Source organism: Caulobacter sp. CCG-8, from assembly GCF_037402475.1.
Classification (GTDB): domain Bacteria; phylum Pseudomonadota; class Alphaproteobacteria; order Caulobacterales; family Caulobacteraceae; genus Caulobacter.
In genome coordinates this window covers 137018-151184 of record NZ_JBBEUD010000010.1, presented here as the reverse complement: position 1 = coordinate 151184, position 14167 = coordinate 137018, and the positions used below count along the sequence as shown (strand labels likewise).

General features: G+C 70.1%; 9 protein-coding genes. All 9 read right to left on the bottom strand.

Features of this window, described 5'->3' with window-relative positions; genetic code table 11:
* Positions 1-2256 (bottom strand): formate C-acetyltransferase, encoded by a 2256-nt coding sequence (pflB, locus tag WAE60_RS12020; protein ID WP_337686671.1) that lies wholly within the window; start codon positions 2254-2256, stop codon positions 1-3.
* Positions 2257-2277: 21 nt separating this feature from the next.
* A complete protein-coding gene (locus WAE60_RS12015) occupies positions 2278-3552 on the bottom strand; it encodes an MFS transporter (protein WP_337686670.1) in 1275 nt (424 codons plus the stop codon).
* A 7-nt stretch (positions 3553-3559) separates the two neighbouring features.
* A complete protein-coding gene (locus WAE60_RS12010; protein WP_081916524.1) occupies positions 3560-5161 on the bottom strand; it encodes an L-serine ammonia-lyase in 1602 nt (533 codons plus the stop codon).
* A gap of 155 nt (positions 5162-5316) precedes the next feature.
* On the bottom strand, positions 5317-6513 hold the full coding sequence (locus WAE60_RS12005) for an acetate/propionate family kinase (protein ID WP_337686669.1): 1197 nt from the start codon (positions 6511-6513) through the stop codon (positions 5317-5319).
* Between the two features lie 14 nt (positions 6514-6527).
* Positions 6528-7511: a phosphate acetyltransferase gene (locus tag WAE60_RS12000; RefSeq protein ID WP_337686668.1), complete on the bottom strand. Its 984-nt coding sequence runs from the start codon at positions 7509-7511 to the stop codon at positions 6528-6530.
* Positions 7512-7609: 98 nt separating this feature from the next.
* The gene (locus WAE60_RS11995) at positions 7610-9055 is read right to left on the bottom strand and encodes an efflux transporter outer membrane subunit (RefSeq protein WP_337686666.1); all 1446 of its coding nucleotides are present in this window, start codon (positions 9053-9055) and stop codon (positions 7610-7612) included.
* A 17-nt stretch (positions 9056-9072) separates the two neighbouring features.
* Positions 9073-10203: an ABC transporter permease gene (locus tag WAE60_RS11990; RefSeq protein WP_029908091.1), complete on the bottom strand. Its 1131-nt coding sequence runs from the start codon at positions 10201-10203 to the stop codon at positions 9073-9075.
* Between the two features lie 4 nt (positions 10204-10207).
* Complete coding sequence (gene rbbA / locus WAE60_RS11985; protein WP_029908093.1) at positions 10208-12952, bottom strand: ribosome-associated ATPase/putative transporter RbbA; 2745 nt, start codon at positions 12950-12952, stop codon at positions 10208-10210.
* Positions 12949-14064 (bottom strand): HlyD family efflux transporter periplasmic adaptor subunit, encoded by a 1116-nt coding sequence (locus WAE60_RS11980; RefSeq protein ID WP_337686665.1) that lies wholly within the window; start codon positions 14062-14064, stop codon positions 12949-12951. Before WAE60_RS11980 ends, rbbA begins: the two co-directional genes overlap by 4 nt.
* Between the last annotated feature and the right edge of the window lie 103 nt (positions 14065-14167).

The window sequence follows — 14167 nt, the reverse complement described above, 5'->3', positions numbered from 1 at the left end:
TCAGCCGCCGTGGAAGGTGCGGTTGATGACGTCCAGCTGCTGCTCGCGCGTCAGCCGCACGAAGTTCACCGCATAGCCCGACACCCGGATGGTCAGCGACGGGTAGTTCTCCGGATGCTCCATGGCGTCCAGCAGGGTGTCGCGGTTCAGGACGTTGATGTTCATGTGGTAGCCGGTCGAGCCGAAGAAGGCGTCGAGGATCCCGGTCAGGTTGGTGATCCGGTCCTCCGCCGTCCGCCCCAGCCCGCTGGGCACCAGGGTGGTGGTCAGCGAGATGCCGTCCTCGGCGTCGCGATAGGGGATCTTGGCCACCGAGGCGGCCGAGGCGTGGATGCCGTGGGTGTCGCGGCCGTGCATCGGATTGGCCCCCGGGGCGAACGGGTCGCCCTTGCGCCGCCCGTCGGGCGTGTTGCCGGTCGCCCGGCCGTAGACCACGTTCGAGGTGATGGTCAGCACCGACTGGGTGTGCCGCGCGTGGCGGTAGGTCGGGTACTTGCGCAGCTTCTCCATGAAGGTGCTGACCAGCCACGAGGCCAGGTGGTCGACGCGGTTGTCGTTGTTGCCGAACACCGGGAACGCGCCGTCGATCAGGTAGTCGACGACCAGGCCGGTCTCGTCGCGGACGACCTTCACCTTGGCGTACTTGATGGCCGACAGGCTGTCGGCCACCACCGACATGCCGGCGATGCCGAACGCCATGGTCCGGAACGGCGCGTAGTCGTGCAGCGCCATCTCGATCCGCTCGTAGGCGTACTTGTCGTGCATGTAGTGGATGACGTTCATGGCGCTGACATAGGTCCCGGCCAGCCAGTCCATCATCCGCTCGTAGCGGACCAGCACGTCCTCGAAGTCCAGGTCGTCGCCCTGGACCGGTTCGAACGGCGGGGCGATCTGCTCGCCGCTGACCTCGTCGCGGCCGCCGTTGATCGCGTACAGCAGGCACTTGGCCAGGTTGGCGCGGGCCCCGAAGAACTGCATCTGGTGGCCCAGCCGCATGGGCGAGACGCAGCAGGCGATGGCCCCGTCGTCGCCCCACTCGCGGCGCATGATCTCGTCGCTCTCGAACTGGATCGAACTGGTGTCGATGGCCACCTTGGCGGTGAAGCGGCGGAAGCCCTCGGGCAGGCGCGGCGAGTACCAGATGGTCAGGTTCGGCTCGGGCGCGGGGCCCAGGTTGTAGAGGGTCTGCAGGAAGCGGAAGCTGGTCTTGGTCACCAGCGCCCGCCCGTCGTCGCCCAGGCCGCCGATCGACTCCGTCACCCAGGTGGGATCGCCCGAGAACAGGTCGTCGTATTCGGGCGTGCGCAGGAACCGGACGATCCGCAGCTTGATCACGAAGTCGTCGATGATCTCCTGGGCCAGGCTCTCGGTCAGCGCCCCGGACGCCAGGTCGCGCTCGAAATAGATGTCCAGGAACGTCGAGACCCGGCCCAGCGACATGGCCGCGCCGTTCTGCTCCTTCACCCCGGCCAGGTAGCCGAAGTAGAGCCACTGCACGGCCTCCTTGGCCGTGGTCGCCGGGCCGGAGATGTCGAAGCCGTACTTGGCCGCCATCACCTTCAGCTCGGCCAGGGCGCGGATCTGTTCGGACAGCTCCTCGCGGTCGCGGATGATCTCGTCGGTGGACCAGGCGTCGTCCAGCGCGGCCTTCTCGGCCCGCTTGGCCTCGATCAGCCGGTCCACGCCGTAGAGGGCCACGCGGCGGTAGTCGCCGATGATCCGCCCCCGCCCGTAGGCGTCCGGCAGGCCGGTCAGGACGTGCGACGAGCGGCAGCGGCGGACGGCCTCGGTATAGGCGTCGAACACCCCCTCGTTGTGGGTCTTGCGGTACTTGCTGAAGGTCTCGACCACCGCCGGGTCGGGCTCGTAGCCGTAGGTCTTCAGCGAAGTCAGGACCATGCGGAAGCCGCCGTTGGGCATGATCGCCCGCTTCAGCGGCGCCTCGGTCTGCAGGCCGACGATGACCTCGTTGTCCCTGTCGATGTAGCCGGCCTCGTGGGCGATGATCGTGCTGGGGATCTGCGAGATGTCGAGCACGCCCTTCTTGCGTTCCTCGACGAACATGGCCTGCAGCCGGGCCCAGATCGCGGTCGTGCGCGCGGTGGGGCCCTCCAGGAACGACTCGTCGCCGTCATAGGGCGTGATGTGCTCCTGGATGAAGTCGCGCACGTCGATCTCGCGCGACCACAGGCCCGCCGCGAAGGCCGGCGGCGCCTTTTCGGCCGTGGGGGAAGGCTTCAGGATCGAGTCGCTCATGCACGCCTCCGAAGACTGGGATCAGGCTGGACTGGGGGTGACGGACGGCGGCGCCGCGGACCGGGCGCGGGTCCCGGTCTCCCTCAGGAGCAGGGTCAGCAGCACCGCCAGGGCGACCCCGTAGAGCAGCGGCGAGAACGCCGCCTGGTAGTGCTCCAGCTCGCGCGGGCCGCCCTTCGAGGCCGCCAGCAGCCAGCCGCCGAACACCGGCCCCAGCAGGGCCGAGAACGAGAAGTTGATGAAGTTGACCACCCCGGTGGCCGTGCCGCTGTGCTCGGGGCGGTTGGCCTCCTTGATCACCGTGTAGGGCAGCATGGCCGCGCCCGAGGCGATCCCCGTCGCCAGGCCCAGCGCGAAGGGCGGGAACAGGTTCGGCGGGCCGTACAGGATCATCGCCAGGCAGGTGGCCAGCAGCACGCCCGAGCCGACGATCACCGGCTTGCGTCGTCCCATCCGGTCCGAGAGCAGGCCCGCCAGGGGGCAGCCGATGATCCAGCCGAACGGCACCGAGGCCGAGCGCAGCACCGCCACGCCGTAGGGCATGTCGTGCGCCTCCTGCAGGAAGCGCACGCCCCAGACCATGTCGAAGATGGTGGTGGGGATGAAGAACAGGCCCGAGATCAGGCCGCACAGGATCGACTGCGGATTGGTCCCCACCTGCCAGATGGCGCTGGCCGCCGAGCCGACCCAGTTGCGGTTCCCGCTCTTGCGGCCGCCGGGCATGACCAGGATCAGCAGGACGGCGATGACCGCGCCCGCCACGCCCATGGCCAGCCAGAAGGTCCGCCAGCCGACGCCGCCGGCGATGGCCGGCCCGACCAGGAACTGGCCCGCCGAGCCGCCGGCCATGCCGAACATCTGGGTCACGCCGATCAAGGTGGCGGCCTTCGAGGCGGGGAAGTTGGTGGTGGCGATATAGGCCGCGCCGATCAGGGCGAAGACCCCGCCCACGCCCTGCAGCAGCCGTCCGGCCGCCGCCAGCTTGCTGTCGCCGGTGGCGAACAGCAGCGCACCGACCGCGACGATCGCGCAGCCCAGGGGCACGACCTTGCGCGCGCCCAACTGGTCCATGGCCACGCCGGCCACCAGGCTGAACGGCGCGTAGCCGTAGTAGAAAAGGCCCACCAGGGCGGCCAGTCCCGCCGTCGACAGGCCCAGGGCGTCGGACAGCTGCGGCATCATCACCCCGGGCGCCGAGCGCAGGATGTACTGGTAGAAATAGAAGATCGAGGTCGCCAGCCAGGCGACGACGATCACGCCGCCGACGCCGCCAGCACTGGCGATCCGCCGCGCCATCGTCGCCTCAGCACAGGGTGACGGAGACGGCGAGACCGCCTTCGGAGGTCTCCTTGTACTTGGAGTTCATCTCCTTGGCGGTCAGGGCCATGGCGTCCACCGTGCTGTCGAAGTCCACGCGGCGATTGACCGGGATCTCGTTGGTGGCGATCAGGTAGCCGGTCCAGGCCTTCACCGCCCCGAAGGCGCAGCGTTCGATGCAGGGCACCTGGACGAAGCCGGCCACCGGATCGCAGGTCATGCCCAGATGGTGCTCCAGCGCCCCCTCGGCGGCGTTGGCCGCCACCTGCGGCGGGGCGCCGTAGGCCTGGGCGATGGCCGCCGCACCCATGGCCGAGGCGACGCCGATCTCGGCCTGGCAGCCGCCCTCGGCCGCCGACAGGGTGGCGTTGTGCTTGCAGAGATAGCCGACGACCGCGCCCGCCAGCAGGGCCTCGCGCAGCTTGTCCTTCGACATCTTCGCCCCCGCCGGACCCAGCGAGTAGATGACGGCCGGCAGCACCCCGGCCGAGCCGCCGGTCGGGGCGGTGATCACCAGGTGGCCGCGGGCGTTCTCCTCCGAGCCCGCCAGGGCGTAGGCCGAGACCAGGGCGATCGCCCGGCGCGCGGTGCCTTCCTGGCCCTGGGCGTTGACATAGACGTCGTGCGCCTTGGTCTTCAGCTTGATCGGTCCCGGCAGGGTCGAGGTCGGGGCGGCCAGGCCGGTCTTCACCGTGGCGTCCATGGCCCCCAGGATCTTGTCGAGGAAGGCGTTCACCTCGGCTTCGCTCTGGCCGGTGATCGAGGTCTCGTTGGCCATGGCCAGCTGGGCCAGCGTGATGTTGTCGCGCTTGCAGTGCGCCAGGGCCTCGCTGATCCGCGCATAGGGATATTTCGGCGGGTTCTTCTTGGGCGGTTCGTAGCCCTTCCACTCGATGAAGCCGCCGCCGACCGAATAGTACTCCTGCTCCAGCAGCACCTTGTCGCCGGCCAGCAGCTTGCAGGTCATGGTGTTGGGGTGGTGGAAGTCGCCCTTGGTGGCGTCGTAGACGATGTCCTTCAGCGAGACGGGGATGTCCTTGCCGCCCAGCTTGACCGTGAAGGTCTGGTCGGGATTGGCCGCCAGGCCGTCGAGGAAGGCGGGATCGACCGTGGCCGGCTCGTTGCCCACCAGGCCGGCCAGGGCGGCGCGCTCGGTGCCGTGCCCCTTGCCCGTGGCGCTGAGGCTGCCGAACAGATTGACCTTCAGCGCCGTGGCTTGCGCCAGCTGGTCCGCCGGCAGCCTGGTGCAGCGCTGATAGAAGTCGTAGGTGATCCGCATCGGCCCGATGGTGTGGGACGACGAGGGCCCGGGACCGACCTTGTAGAACTCCTGGGCCGTGGTCATCACCGGGCCCTTGGACTTCTTGACCACGTCGAGGCTGGGATCCAGGGCGGGCGCCCCGCCGCCGCCCGGGGCGCCGGGCGCCTTAGCGGGGATGTTGGAGACGTCCTTGGGCTGGCAGCCGGTCAGGGCGCCGATCGACAGCGCCAGGGCGCTGCGCATCATGAAGGCGCGGCGGTCGGAGCCCGCCGGGGGTTCACGCGTGTCGAGTTCGGGGACGATCGCCCCCTCCGCCATCTTGTCCATCGCCTCGCCCTTTTGGAGAGGGCCGCCGAAGGCGCCCCCGCCCCTCTGTTTCGTGCGACGGCAGTGTCCGGCCGAGCTGTCGGCCAAGCCATTAGGGTAAGACCCGAGATCTGCGCCGGCTAACCCTCGGAGCGCCCCCCTGTTGAGAACCGGTCTCAGCTCGACGCCGGCGCCAGGCTGAGCAGCGCGGCGGTGTGGCGGGCGATCATCCGTTCCTCGTCGGTGGGCACGACCCAGACGGCGGCGCGGGCGCCGTGGGGGCTGATCTGGCGCGCCTGCCGGCCGAAGCGGTCGGCGGCCTCGTCGATGTCCAGCCCCAGCCAGCGGCAGCCCCTGACGATGTCCTCGCGGGCCTGGGCGTCGTTCTCGCCGATGCCGCCGGTGAAGACCAGGCCGTCGACCCCGCCCAGGGCGGCGGCCATCGAGCCGATCTCGCGGACCACCCGATAGACGAACAGGTCGATGGCCTCGGCCGCCTCGGGCTCGGACGAGGACCGCAGGGCGCGCATGTCGGACGAAATCCCCGACACCCCCAGCAGGCCCGAGCGCTTGTAGACCAGGTCCTCAAGTCCCCGGGCGTCCATGCCGTAGGCGTCGATCAGGTGGATCAGCACCCCGGGGTCGAGGGCGCCCGAGCGGGTGCCCATCATCAGCCCGTCCACGGCGGTGAAGCCCATGGTGCTGGCCACGCTGCGCCCGTCGTGCATCGCGCACAAGCTGGCCCCGTTGCCCAGGTGGGCGACGATCACCCGGCCCGAGGCCAGGTCCGGCGCCAGGTCGCGCAGACGCGTCGAGACGAACTCGTAGGACAGGCCGTGGAAGCCGTAGCGCTGCACGCCCGCCTCGTGGAACCGGCGCGGCAGGGCGAACCTCTGGGCCAGCGGCGGCTGGACGCGATGGAAGGCGGTGTCGAAACAGGCGACCTGGGTGACGTGCGGCGCGCCCTGGGCGATGGCCTCGATCGGGGCCAGGTTGTGCGGCTGGTGCAGCGGGGCCAGGGGCTCCAGCGCGCGCAGGGCGGCGATCACCGAGGCGTCGATCCGCACCGGCCTGGCGTAGTCGCGGCCGCCGTGCACCACCCGATGGCCCACGCCCAGCACCGTCCGGTCGCCCTTGCGCTGGATCGCCGCGTTCAGCACCTCGTGGGTGGCGGCGGCGTGGTCGAACCCCTCGGCCGGCCAGCTCTGCTCCTCCAGCACCTCGCCCCGGCCGTCCTTCAGCACCAGGCGCGGCGAGACGCCGATCCCGTCCAACTGGCCCTTCAGCAGCACGGTCTCGCCGGGCCCGGCGTCGTAGACGGCGAACTTCAGGCTCGACGAACCGGCGTTGAGGACCGCCAGGCAGGCGCTCATCGGGGACTCTCCCTCTAGACGATGGCGGCGGTGGTCCGACGCGCGGCGCCCAGCAGGGACGCCACCGCGCAGGAGGCCAGGCGGGTCAGCTTGGCGTCGGCCCGGCTGGTCAGGATGATCGGCACCCGCGCGCCCAGCACGATCCCGGCGGCGTCGGCGTCGGCCAGGAACGACATGCACTTGGCCAGCATGTTGCCGGCCTCCAGGTCAGGCACCACCAGCACGTTGGCGTGGCCGGCCACCGGCGAGACGATGCCCTTGATCGCCGCGGCCTCGGGGCTGATGGCGTTGTCCAGCGCCAGGGGACCGTCGATCAGCGCGCCCTTGATCTGGCCCCGGTCGACCATCTTGCACAGGGCCGCCGCCTCCAGGGTCGAGGGCACCTTGGGATTGACCGTCTCCATGGCGCTGAGCACGGCCACCTTCACCACCCCCTCGCCCTTCTGCTCGGTCAGGACCAGGGCCATGTCGATGGCGTTCTGGACGATGTGGATCTTGTCCTCGAGCGTCGGGTTGATGTTCACGGCCGCGTCGGTGACGACCAGCGGGGTGGGATGGCCCGGCACGTCCATGATGAAGCAGTGGCTGATCCGCCGTTCGGTGCGGATGCCGGTGTCGCGGGCCACCACCGCCCCCATCAGTTCGTCCGTATGCAGACTTCCCTTCATCAGCGCCTCGGCGCGGCCGGCCCGGACCAGTTCCACCGCCTTGGCGGCGCTGTCGTGGCTGTGGGCCGAGTCGACCTGCTCGAACGGCGAGATGTCCAGCTTGGCGGCCGCCGCCAGCTCGGCCAGGCGCGCGGCGGGTCCGACCAGGATCGGCTCGATCAGCCGCAGCCGCGCCGCCTCGACCGCGCTGTCCAGCGAGACCGCGTCGCAGGGATGGACCACGGCGGTGACCAGCGGCGGGTGCCGCTGGGCGCGGGCCAGCAGGTGCTCGAACTTCTCGTGCTTGCGACCTGCGGCCTGGGCCTTCGGGGCGTCGAGGGTCTCAGGCATGGTCGGGCTCCTGCGCGGGGGACGCCTGCGAGCATGCCACCGCCCTCAGCCTGGTGACCAGACATGGATCAACCCGTTCGGCGACCTTTCCGCCCATCTCATCCTCCTGTGGCGGCCACGGTCTGCGGCTGGCTCCATTGGTCGTCGGTCAGCTTCCAGCCCCCGCCCAGCGCCTTGTAGAGATTGACCACCGCGATCAGCTGGTCGCGCTGGGTCTGGGCCAGGGCCTCCTCGGCGGGGAACAGCTGCTGCTGGGCTTCCAGCACCTCGAAATAGCCGGCGCGGCCGGTGTCGTAGCGGCTCTGGGCCAGGTCGACCGAGCGGCGCAGCGAGGCCACCTGCCGCTCCAGCGCCCCGCGACGGGCCACCAGCGTCTTCTGGGCGGCCAGGGCGTCGGCGGTCTCGCCCAGGGCGACCAGGGCCGTGTGGCGGTACTGGGCGACGGTCTCGTCCCAATAGGCCTTGCGGTTGTTGTAAATCTCCTCCAGCCGGCCGCCGGTGAAGATCGGACCGGTCAGGCCCAGGCCGACGGAGCCGATCCCGAACGTGCCGGTGTCGCCGCTGACATTGGCGCCCACCAGGCCGGCCAGGGCCGAAAGCCCCAGGCGCGGGAACTTGTTGGCCACCGCCACCCCGACCTCGGCGTTGGCCCGCATCAACCCCTGCTCGGCCGCGCGGATGTCGGGACGGCGCTGCAGCAGCTCGGTGGTCGCGCCCAGCGGGGCGGCGGGCAGGGCCTGGGCCGCCAGGGGCCGACCGCGCGCGATCGGTCCGGGCGGCGCGCCCATCAGCACGCTCAGGGCGTTCTCCTGCACGGCGATCCGGCGGCGGAGCTCCTCGATCCGCGCCTCGGACGCGTCGCGGTTGGCCTGGGTGCGCTCGACCGGCAGGCGGCTGTCGCGGCCCGCCTCGAAGCGCTGGTTGAACAGGTCGTAGGTCGCGCCGTAGGTGCGGGTGCTCTCCTCGGCGATGGCGATCTCGCGGTCCAGCTCCAGCAGGCGGAAATAGCCCTCGGCCACCTCGCTGGTCAGGCTCAGCAGGATCCCGCGCCGGATTTCCTCCTGCTGGAGCAGGCTGGCCTCGGCGGCCTGGTTCGAGCGCTTGATCCGGCCCCAGAGGTCGAACTCCCAGGCGAAGTCGAGCGCGCCCCCGATGCTGCTGTAGTCCTGGGTGTCGTTGTCGGACGGCGAGTACGCGGACTGGGCGCCCACGTCGCCGCGATAGCCCAGCTGCGGCTTGCCCTGCGAGGCCGAGACCCCGACCAGGGCGCGGGCCTGGGCGATGCGGGCGACCGCCACCTGGAGGTCGGGATTGTTGGTCAGGGCCTGGCCGATCAGCCCCTGCAGGGTCGGGTCGTCGAACACCGCCCACCACGGCAGGTCGGCCAGCGAGGCCGAGGTCTCGGTGGACGCCGGCGCGTCGCGATAGGCGGGCGGCAGGCTGACCTCGGGGCGGACGTAGTCGGGTCCCACCGTCTTGCAGCCGGCGGTCGCCAGGACCCCCGCGGCCAGGACCAGGGTTGCGCTTATGCGGAGCGGGCTCATCTTCGAAAGACCCCTTCTCACTTGACCGCGGCCAGCATTTTCCGGAACCGCGACAGGGTGTAGACGCTGTAGGCCGCGCCGATCAGGAACATCTTCAGGAGGGCCGGCCAGACCATCGCCGGCGTCGCGTCGCGGAACAGGACCGCCTGCGAGAAGGCGACGAAGTGGGTCGACGGCACGAACTGCATGATCTTCTGCAGCACCATCGGCATGCTCTCGAGCGGCGTCTGGCCGCCCGACAGCAGGCTCATGACGATGTAGACGGGGAAGGCCAGCAGCCCGAACTGCGGCATCGAGTTGACGATCGTCGCCAGCATGATGCCCAGGGCCGTGACCGAGAACAGGTACACGCCCAGGCCCAGGGCGAAGAGCGGGATCGAGCCCGTGGCGATGGGCACCCCGATCGCGCCCTTCACCACCAGGAACAGCGAGAGCATGGCGGCCAGGATCACCACGATGCCGTTGGCCCAGATCTTGGCGAACATCAGCTCGAACGGCCGCAGCGGCATGACCAGCAGGTGCTCGATGTTGCCGTGCTCGCGCTCGCGCAGCACCGCCGCCCCGGTCAGGAAGATGGCCAGCACCGAGATGTTGTTGATCACCTGGTTCACCGCCACGAACCAGCTCTGCTGCATGTTCGGATTGAACCGGGCCCGGGTCTCCAGGCTCACCAGCGGCTGGTTGTTCGGATCGGTGCGGCCGGGCCAGAGGTGGGCCACGGTGCTCTCGATGATCTGCTGGATGTAGGAGGGCCCGCGCCCCGCCTGGCTCATCGCCGTGGCGTCGGTGATGACCTGGACGGTGGGCGGGTCGTTGTCGATGATGTTCGCCTCGAAGTCCGGCGGGATGTCGACCACGAAGGTGAACGTCCCCCGGTCCATGACGCGGTTGATGTCGCCGAAGCCGATCTCCTGGGCGGGCAGGAACAGCGGCGGCAGCATGGCGTCGCCGACCAGGCGGGCGGCCTTGGAGTCGTCCTCGTTGACGATGGCGATCGAGGCGTTGATCACGTCCATCACCGCGCTCTTGGCCGGCGTGTAGACCGAGAAGGTGAAGACGTAGCCGATCAGGAACAGCAGCACCGGGTCGCGGGCCAGGCTGAGCAGCTCCTTGAGGCCGAGCTGGAAGATATGGCCGACGGCGCGCATCGCATCAGGCCTCCTGCTTCTTCAACAGGACGACCGAGAGCCCGAAATAGATCAGGGCGATCAGCGCCAGCGCCAGCACGTTGGGCCACAGGGCGGCCATGCCCAGGGCCTTGGTGAACGTGCCCACGCTGACGGCCTGGAAGTAGGTCGAGGGGAAGATCTTGGCCGCGATCGCCGCCCCGCCGGTCAGGGACGAGACCGGCACGAACATGCCGGAGAACTGCACCGCGGGCAGGATCGAGATGATGGCCGCCGCGAAGATGGCCGCGGTCTGGGTGGCGGCGAACACCGAGATCAGCAGGCCGAAGCCCGTGCTGGCCAGCACGTACAGCACCCCGCCCAGGGCCAGCACGCCGATGCTGCCCTTGATCGGCACGCCGAACACGAACACCGCCAGGGCCACCAGGGTGATGAACTGGACCAACGACACGGCCACGTAGGGCAGTTGCTTGCCCAGCAGGAACTCGGTCCGGCTGGCCGGGGCGGCGTAGAAGTTGGCGATCGAGCCCAGCTCCTTCTCGCGCACCACCGCCAGGGCCGTCAGCATGCTGGGGATCAGCATGATCAGCAGCATGATGTCGCCGGGCACCATGGCGTAGACGCTGAGGAAGGCCTGGTTGTAGAGGGCCCGGGAATTGATCTTCACCGCCGTCTGGGCGGGCGGGATGCCGCGGTCCCGGCGCACCTGGACGTCGTGGGCCTTGTGGGCGGACTCGATGTAGCCGCGCGTCGTCTCGGCGCGGAACGGCACGGCGGCGTCGATCTGGGCGTTGACGGTCGGCTGGCGGCCCGCCTGCAGGTCGTTCTCGAAGCCCGACGGGATCTCCAGGGCGAAGCGCAGCTCGCCGTTGCGCAGGCGCCGGTCGCGCTCGGCGTAACTGTACAGCGGCGCCTTCTCGTCGAAATAGATCGATCCTCGATAGGTGTCGGCATAGGCCCGGCTGGCCGGGGTGTTGTCGTAGTCGAGGACCGAGAAGGCCAGCTTCTCGACGTCCAGCGAGATGCCGTAGCCGAAGACGATCATCAGCAGGATCGGGCCGATGACGGCGAAGATGAGCCGCACGGCGTCGTGCTGCAGCTCGATCGCCTCGCGCCGGGCGAAGGCCCACACCCGGCCCACGCTGAAGCCCTTGGGCGGGACCGAATGGCCCATGTCCGCCGGCGGCTCCGAGGCCGGGCCGGCCGAGGCGTCGGCCGCCCCGCCCAGCTCCTCGGCCGCCTCCTCCAGGTAGCCAATGAACGCGTGCTCCAGATTGGGCGCGCCGCGCTCGGCCACCAGGTCGGCGGGCCGTCCCTGGGCCAGCACCTTGCCCCGGTGCATCATCGACATCCGGTCGCAGCGCTCGGCCTCGTTCATGAAGTGGGTCGACAGGAAGATCGTCACCCCCCGCTCGCGCGACAGGCGGATCAGCAGTTCCCAGAACCCGTCGCGGGCCACCGGATCGACGCCCGAGGTCGGCTCGTCCAGGATCAGCACCTCGGGCTCGTGCAGCACCGCCACGGCCAGCGACAGTCGCTGTCGGATGCCCAGGGGCAGGCTCTCGGCCAGGGTGTCGGCCACCTCCGCCAGCCCGAAATCGTCGATCAGCTCGGCCACCCGCGCCTGGCCCTTGTCGGGCGGCAGGTCGAACAGGTGGGCGTGCAGCATCATGTTCTGCCGCACGGTCAACTCGGTGTAGAGCGAGAAGGCCTGCGACATGAAGCCGACGCGGCGGCGGGACTCGATGTCGCCGCCCTTGACCGGCTTGCCGAACAGCAGGGCCTCGCCCTCGCTGGGCGGCAGCAGGCCGGTCAGCATCTTCATCGTGGTGGTCTTGCCGCAGCCGTTCGAGCCCAGGAACCCGAAGATCTCGCCCTGCTCGATGCGGAAATTGACGTGGTCGACGGCGGTGAAGGCCCCGAACTTCTGGGTCAGGCCGTGGGACTCGATGGCCGGCGGGCCCTCGGACGACACCCAGGGGGTGATCACCGGCTCCCTGTGGCCGCGCGTCTGCTCCTCGGGCAGCAGGCGCACGAACGCCCGCTCCAGGGTGTCCTGGCCGGTGCGCTGGCGCAGCTCCTCGGCGGTGCCGGTGGCCATCACCTGGCCGGCGTTCATCGCCACCAGCCACTCGAAGCCCTCGGCCTCGTCCATGTAGGCGGTGGCGACCATGACGCTCATCTGCGGGCGGCGGCCGCGGATGCGCTCGATCAGCTCCCAGAACTGGCGGCGCGCCAGGGGATCCACCCCCGTCGTCGGCTCGTCCAGGATCAGCAGGTCGGGGTCGTGGATCAGCGAGCAGCACAGGCCCAGCTTCTGCTTCATCCCGCCCGACAGCTTGCCCGCCGGCCGGTCGCGGAACGAGGTCAGGTCGGTGCTCCAGAGCAGGTCGTCGATGCGCCAGGCCCGCTCCTCGGCCGACTGCCCGAACAGGCGGCCGAAGAAGTCGATGTTCTCGTAGATCGACAGGGTCGGGTAGAGGTTCTTGCCCAGGCCCTGCGGCAGGTAGGCGACCCGCGCGGCGATGCTGTTACGGAAGCCGGCGTCGCCAATGTCGCCGCCCAGCACCTCGACCTCGCCGGACTGCATCTTGCGCACGCCCGCCAGGATCGCCAGCAGGGTCGACTTGCCCACCCCGTCCGGACCGATCAGGCCGATGGTCTTCTGGGCCGGGATGTCGAGGCTGACCCCGTCCAGCGACGTCACCTTGCCGTACTTGTGGGTGAGATTCCGGATGCTGGCGACGTGTTCCAGAACCGGGGGATTCATTTGGGGCCCGCCGTTGCGCCGGTGCTTTGCCAGAGGTTGGTCGGCGGCGAGGTCGTCGCCTGCAGCCGGTCAGGCCAGGGGGCCTTCTCGTCGAAGCGCACATAGCCCATGCCGGGCAGGCCCGACTTCACCAGGGGCTCGTACTGCCGCAGCCGCTCCTTGGGCACCTGCAGCTTGACCCGGAAGGTCAGGTTGTGGCGCTCCTCGGCGGTCTCCACCGTCTTGGGCGTGAACTGGGCGGCGGGCGACACGTAGGAGACCACCGCCCGCACCGGATATTCCTGGGCCGCGTCCAGGACGATGCGCGCCTCCGAGCCCAGCCGGACCTTGCCGGTGACCTTCTCGGGCAGGAAGACGTACATGTAGACGTCGGCCAGATCGAGCAGCGAGAACACCCGGCCGCCGGCGGGCAGCACCTCGCCCGGCTCGGCCAGGCGGCTCTCGATCCGGCCCCGGATCGGGGCGACCAGCACCGCGTCGGCGATCTCGGCGCGCAGCCGGTCGGCCGTGGCCTTCGCCGCGTCGATCGACGAGCCCGCCTGCACCACCTCGGCCTGGGCGCCGGTCAGCTGGGCCTGGCCCGACAGCATGTTGGCGGTGTCGGTCTCGGCCTCGCGGCTGCTGACCGCGCCGGTCTGGACCAGCGCCTTGGACCGCCTGTTCTGCAGGGCGGCGAAGGCGTATTCGGCGCGCCGGACGGCCACCTGGGCCAGGGCCACGCGGCGGGCGTCCTCGGCGGCGGAGATCTCGGCCTCGGCCTGGCGCAGCTGGGCCTCCAGGGCCGAGGTGTCCATCCGGGCCACGACCTGGCCGGCCTCGACGGTGGCGCCCTCGTCGACCAGCACCTCCTTGATCCGGCCGGGATACTTGGTGGCGACGTAGATCTCGTTGGCTTCCAACCGGCCGTTGCCGCCGGCGAACCCGGGCGGCAGGTCCGGCCGCGTCAGCCAGACATAGGCGCCCACCCCCGCCCCGATCACCACCAGGGCGGCGACGCCGATCAGCAGCGTCTTCCGCGACTTGCGCGGCGGCGGCGGCTTGGGCGCGGGGGGCTTGGGCGCCGGGGGCTTGGTGTTGTCAGCGGGACGGCTGACGGCAGCCGGTTCGGACATTGCATCAACCTCGCCGAAAGTCCCGGCAAGGCTAAGCCGGGCGTCCCGGCGCCCGATATCAGGTGAACTACCAAGCCCCCTTGGCCATCCACCGGGGCCATCC

Bases quoted from the DNA above. Each gene is read 5' to 3' on its own strand.
- pflB (WP_337686671.1), bottom strand. From the start codon at position 2,256: ATGAGCGACTCGATCCTGAAGCCTTCCCCCACGGCCGAAAAGGCGCCG.
- WAE60_RS12015 (WP_337686670.1), bottom strand. From the start codon at position 3,552: ATGGCGCGGCGGATCGCCAGTGCTGGCGGCGTCGGCGGCGTGATCGTC.
- WAE60_RS12010 (WP_081916524.1), bottom strand. From the start codon at position 5,161: ATGGACAAGATGGCGGAGGGGGCGATCGTCCCCGAACTCGACACGCGT.
- WAE60_RS12005 (WP_337686669.1), bottom strand. From the start codon at position 6,513: ATGAGCGCCTGCCTGGCGGTCCTCAACGCCGGTTCGTCGAGCCTGAAG.
- WAE60_RS12000 (WP_337686668.1), bottom strand. From the start codon at position 7,511: ATGCCTGAGACCCTCGACGCCCCGAAGGCCCAGGCCGCAGGTCGCAAG.
- WAE60_RS11995 (WP_337686666.1), bottom strand. From the start codon at position 9,055: ATGAGCCCGCTCCGCATAAGCGCAACCCTGGTCCTGGCCGCGGGGGTC.
- WAE60_RS11990 (WP_029908091.1), bottom strand. From the start codon at position 10,203: ATGCGCGCCGTCGGCCATATCTTCCAGCTCGGCCTCAAGGAGCTGCTC.
- rbbA (WP_029908093.1), bottom strand. From the start codon at position 12,952: ATGAATCCCCCGGTTCTGGAACACGTCGCCAGCATCCGGAATCTCACC.
- WAE60_RS11980 (WP_337686665.1), bottom strand. From the start codon at position 14,064: ATGTCCGAACCGGCTGCCGTCAGCCGTCCCGCTGACAACACCAAGCCC.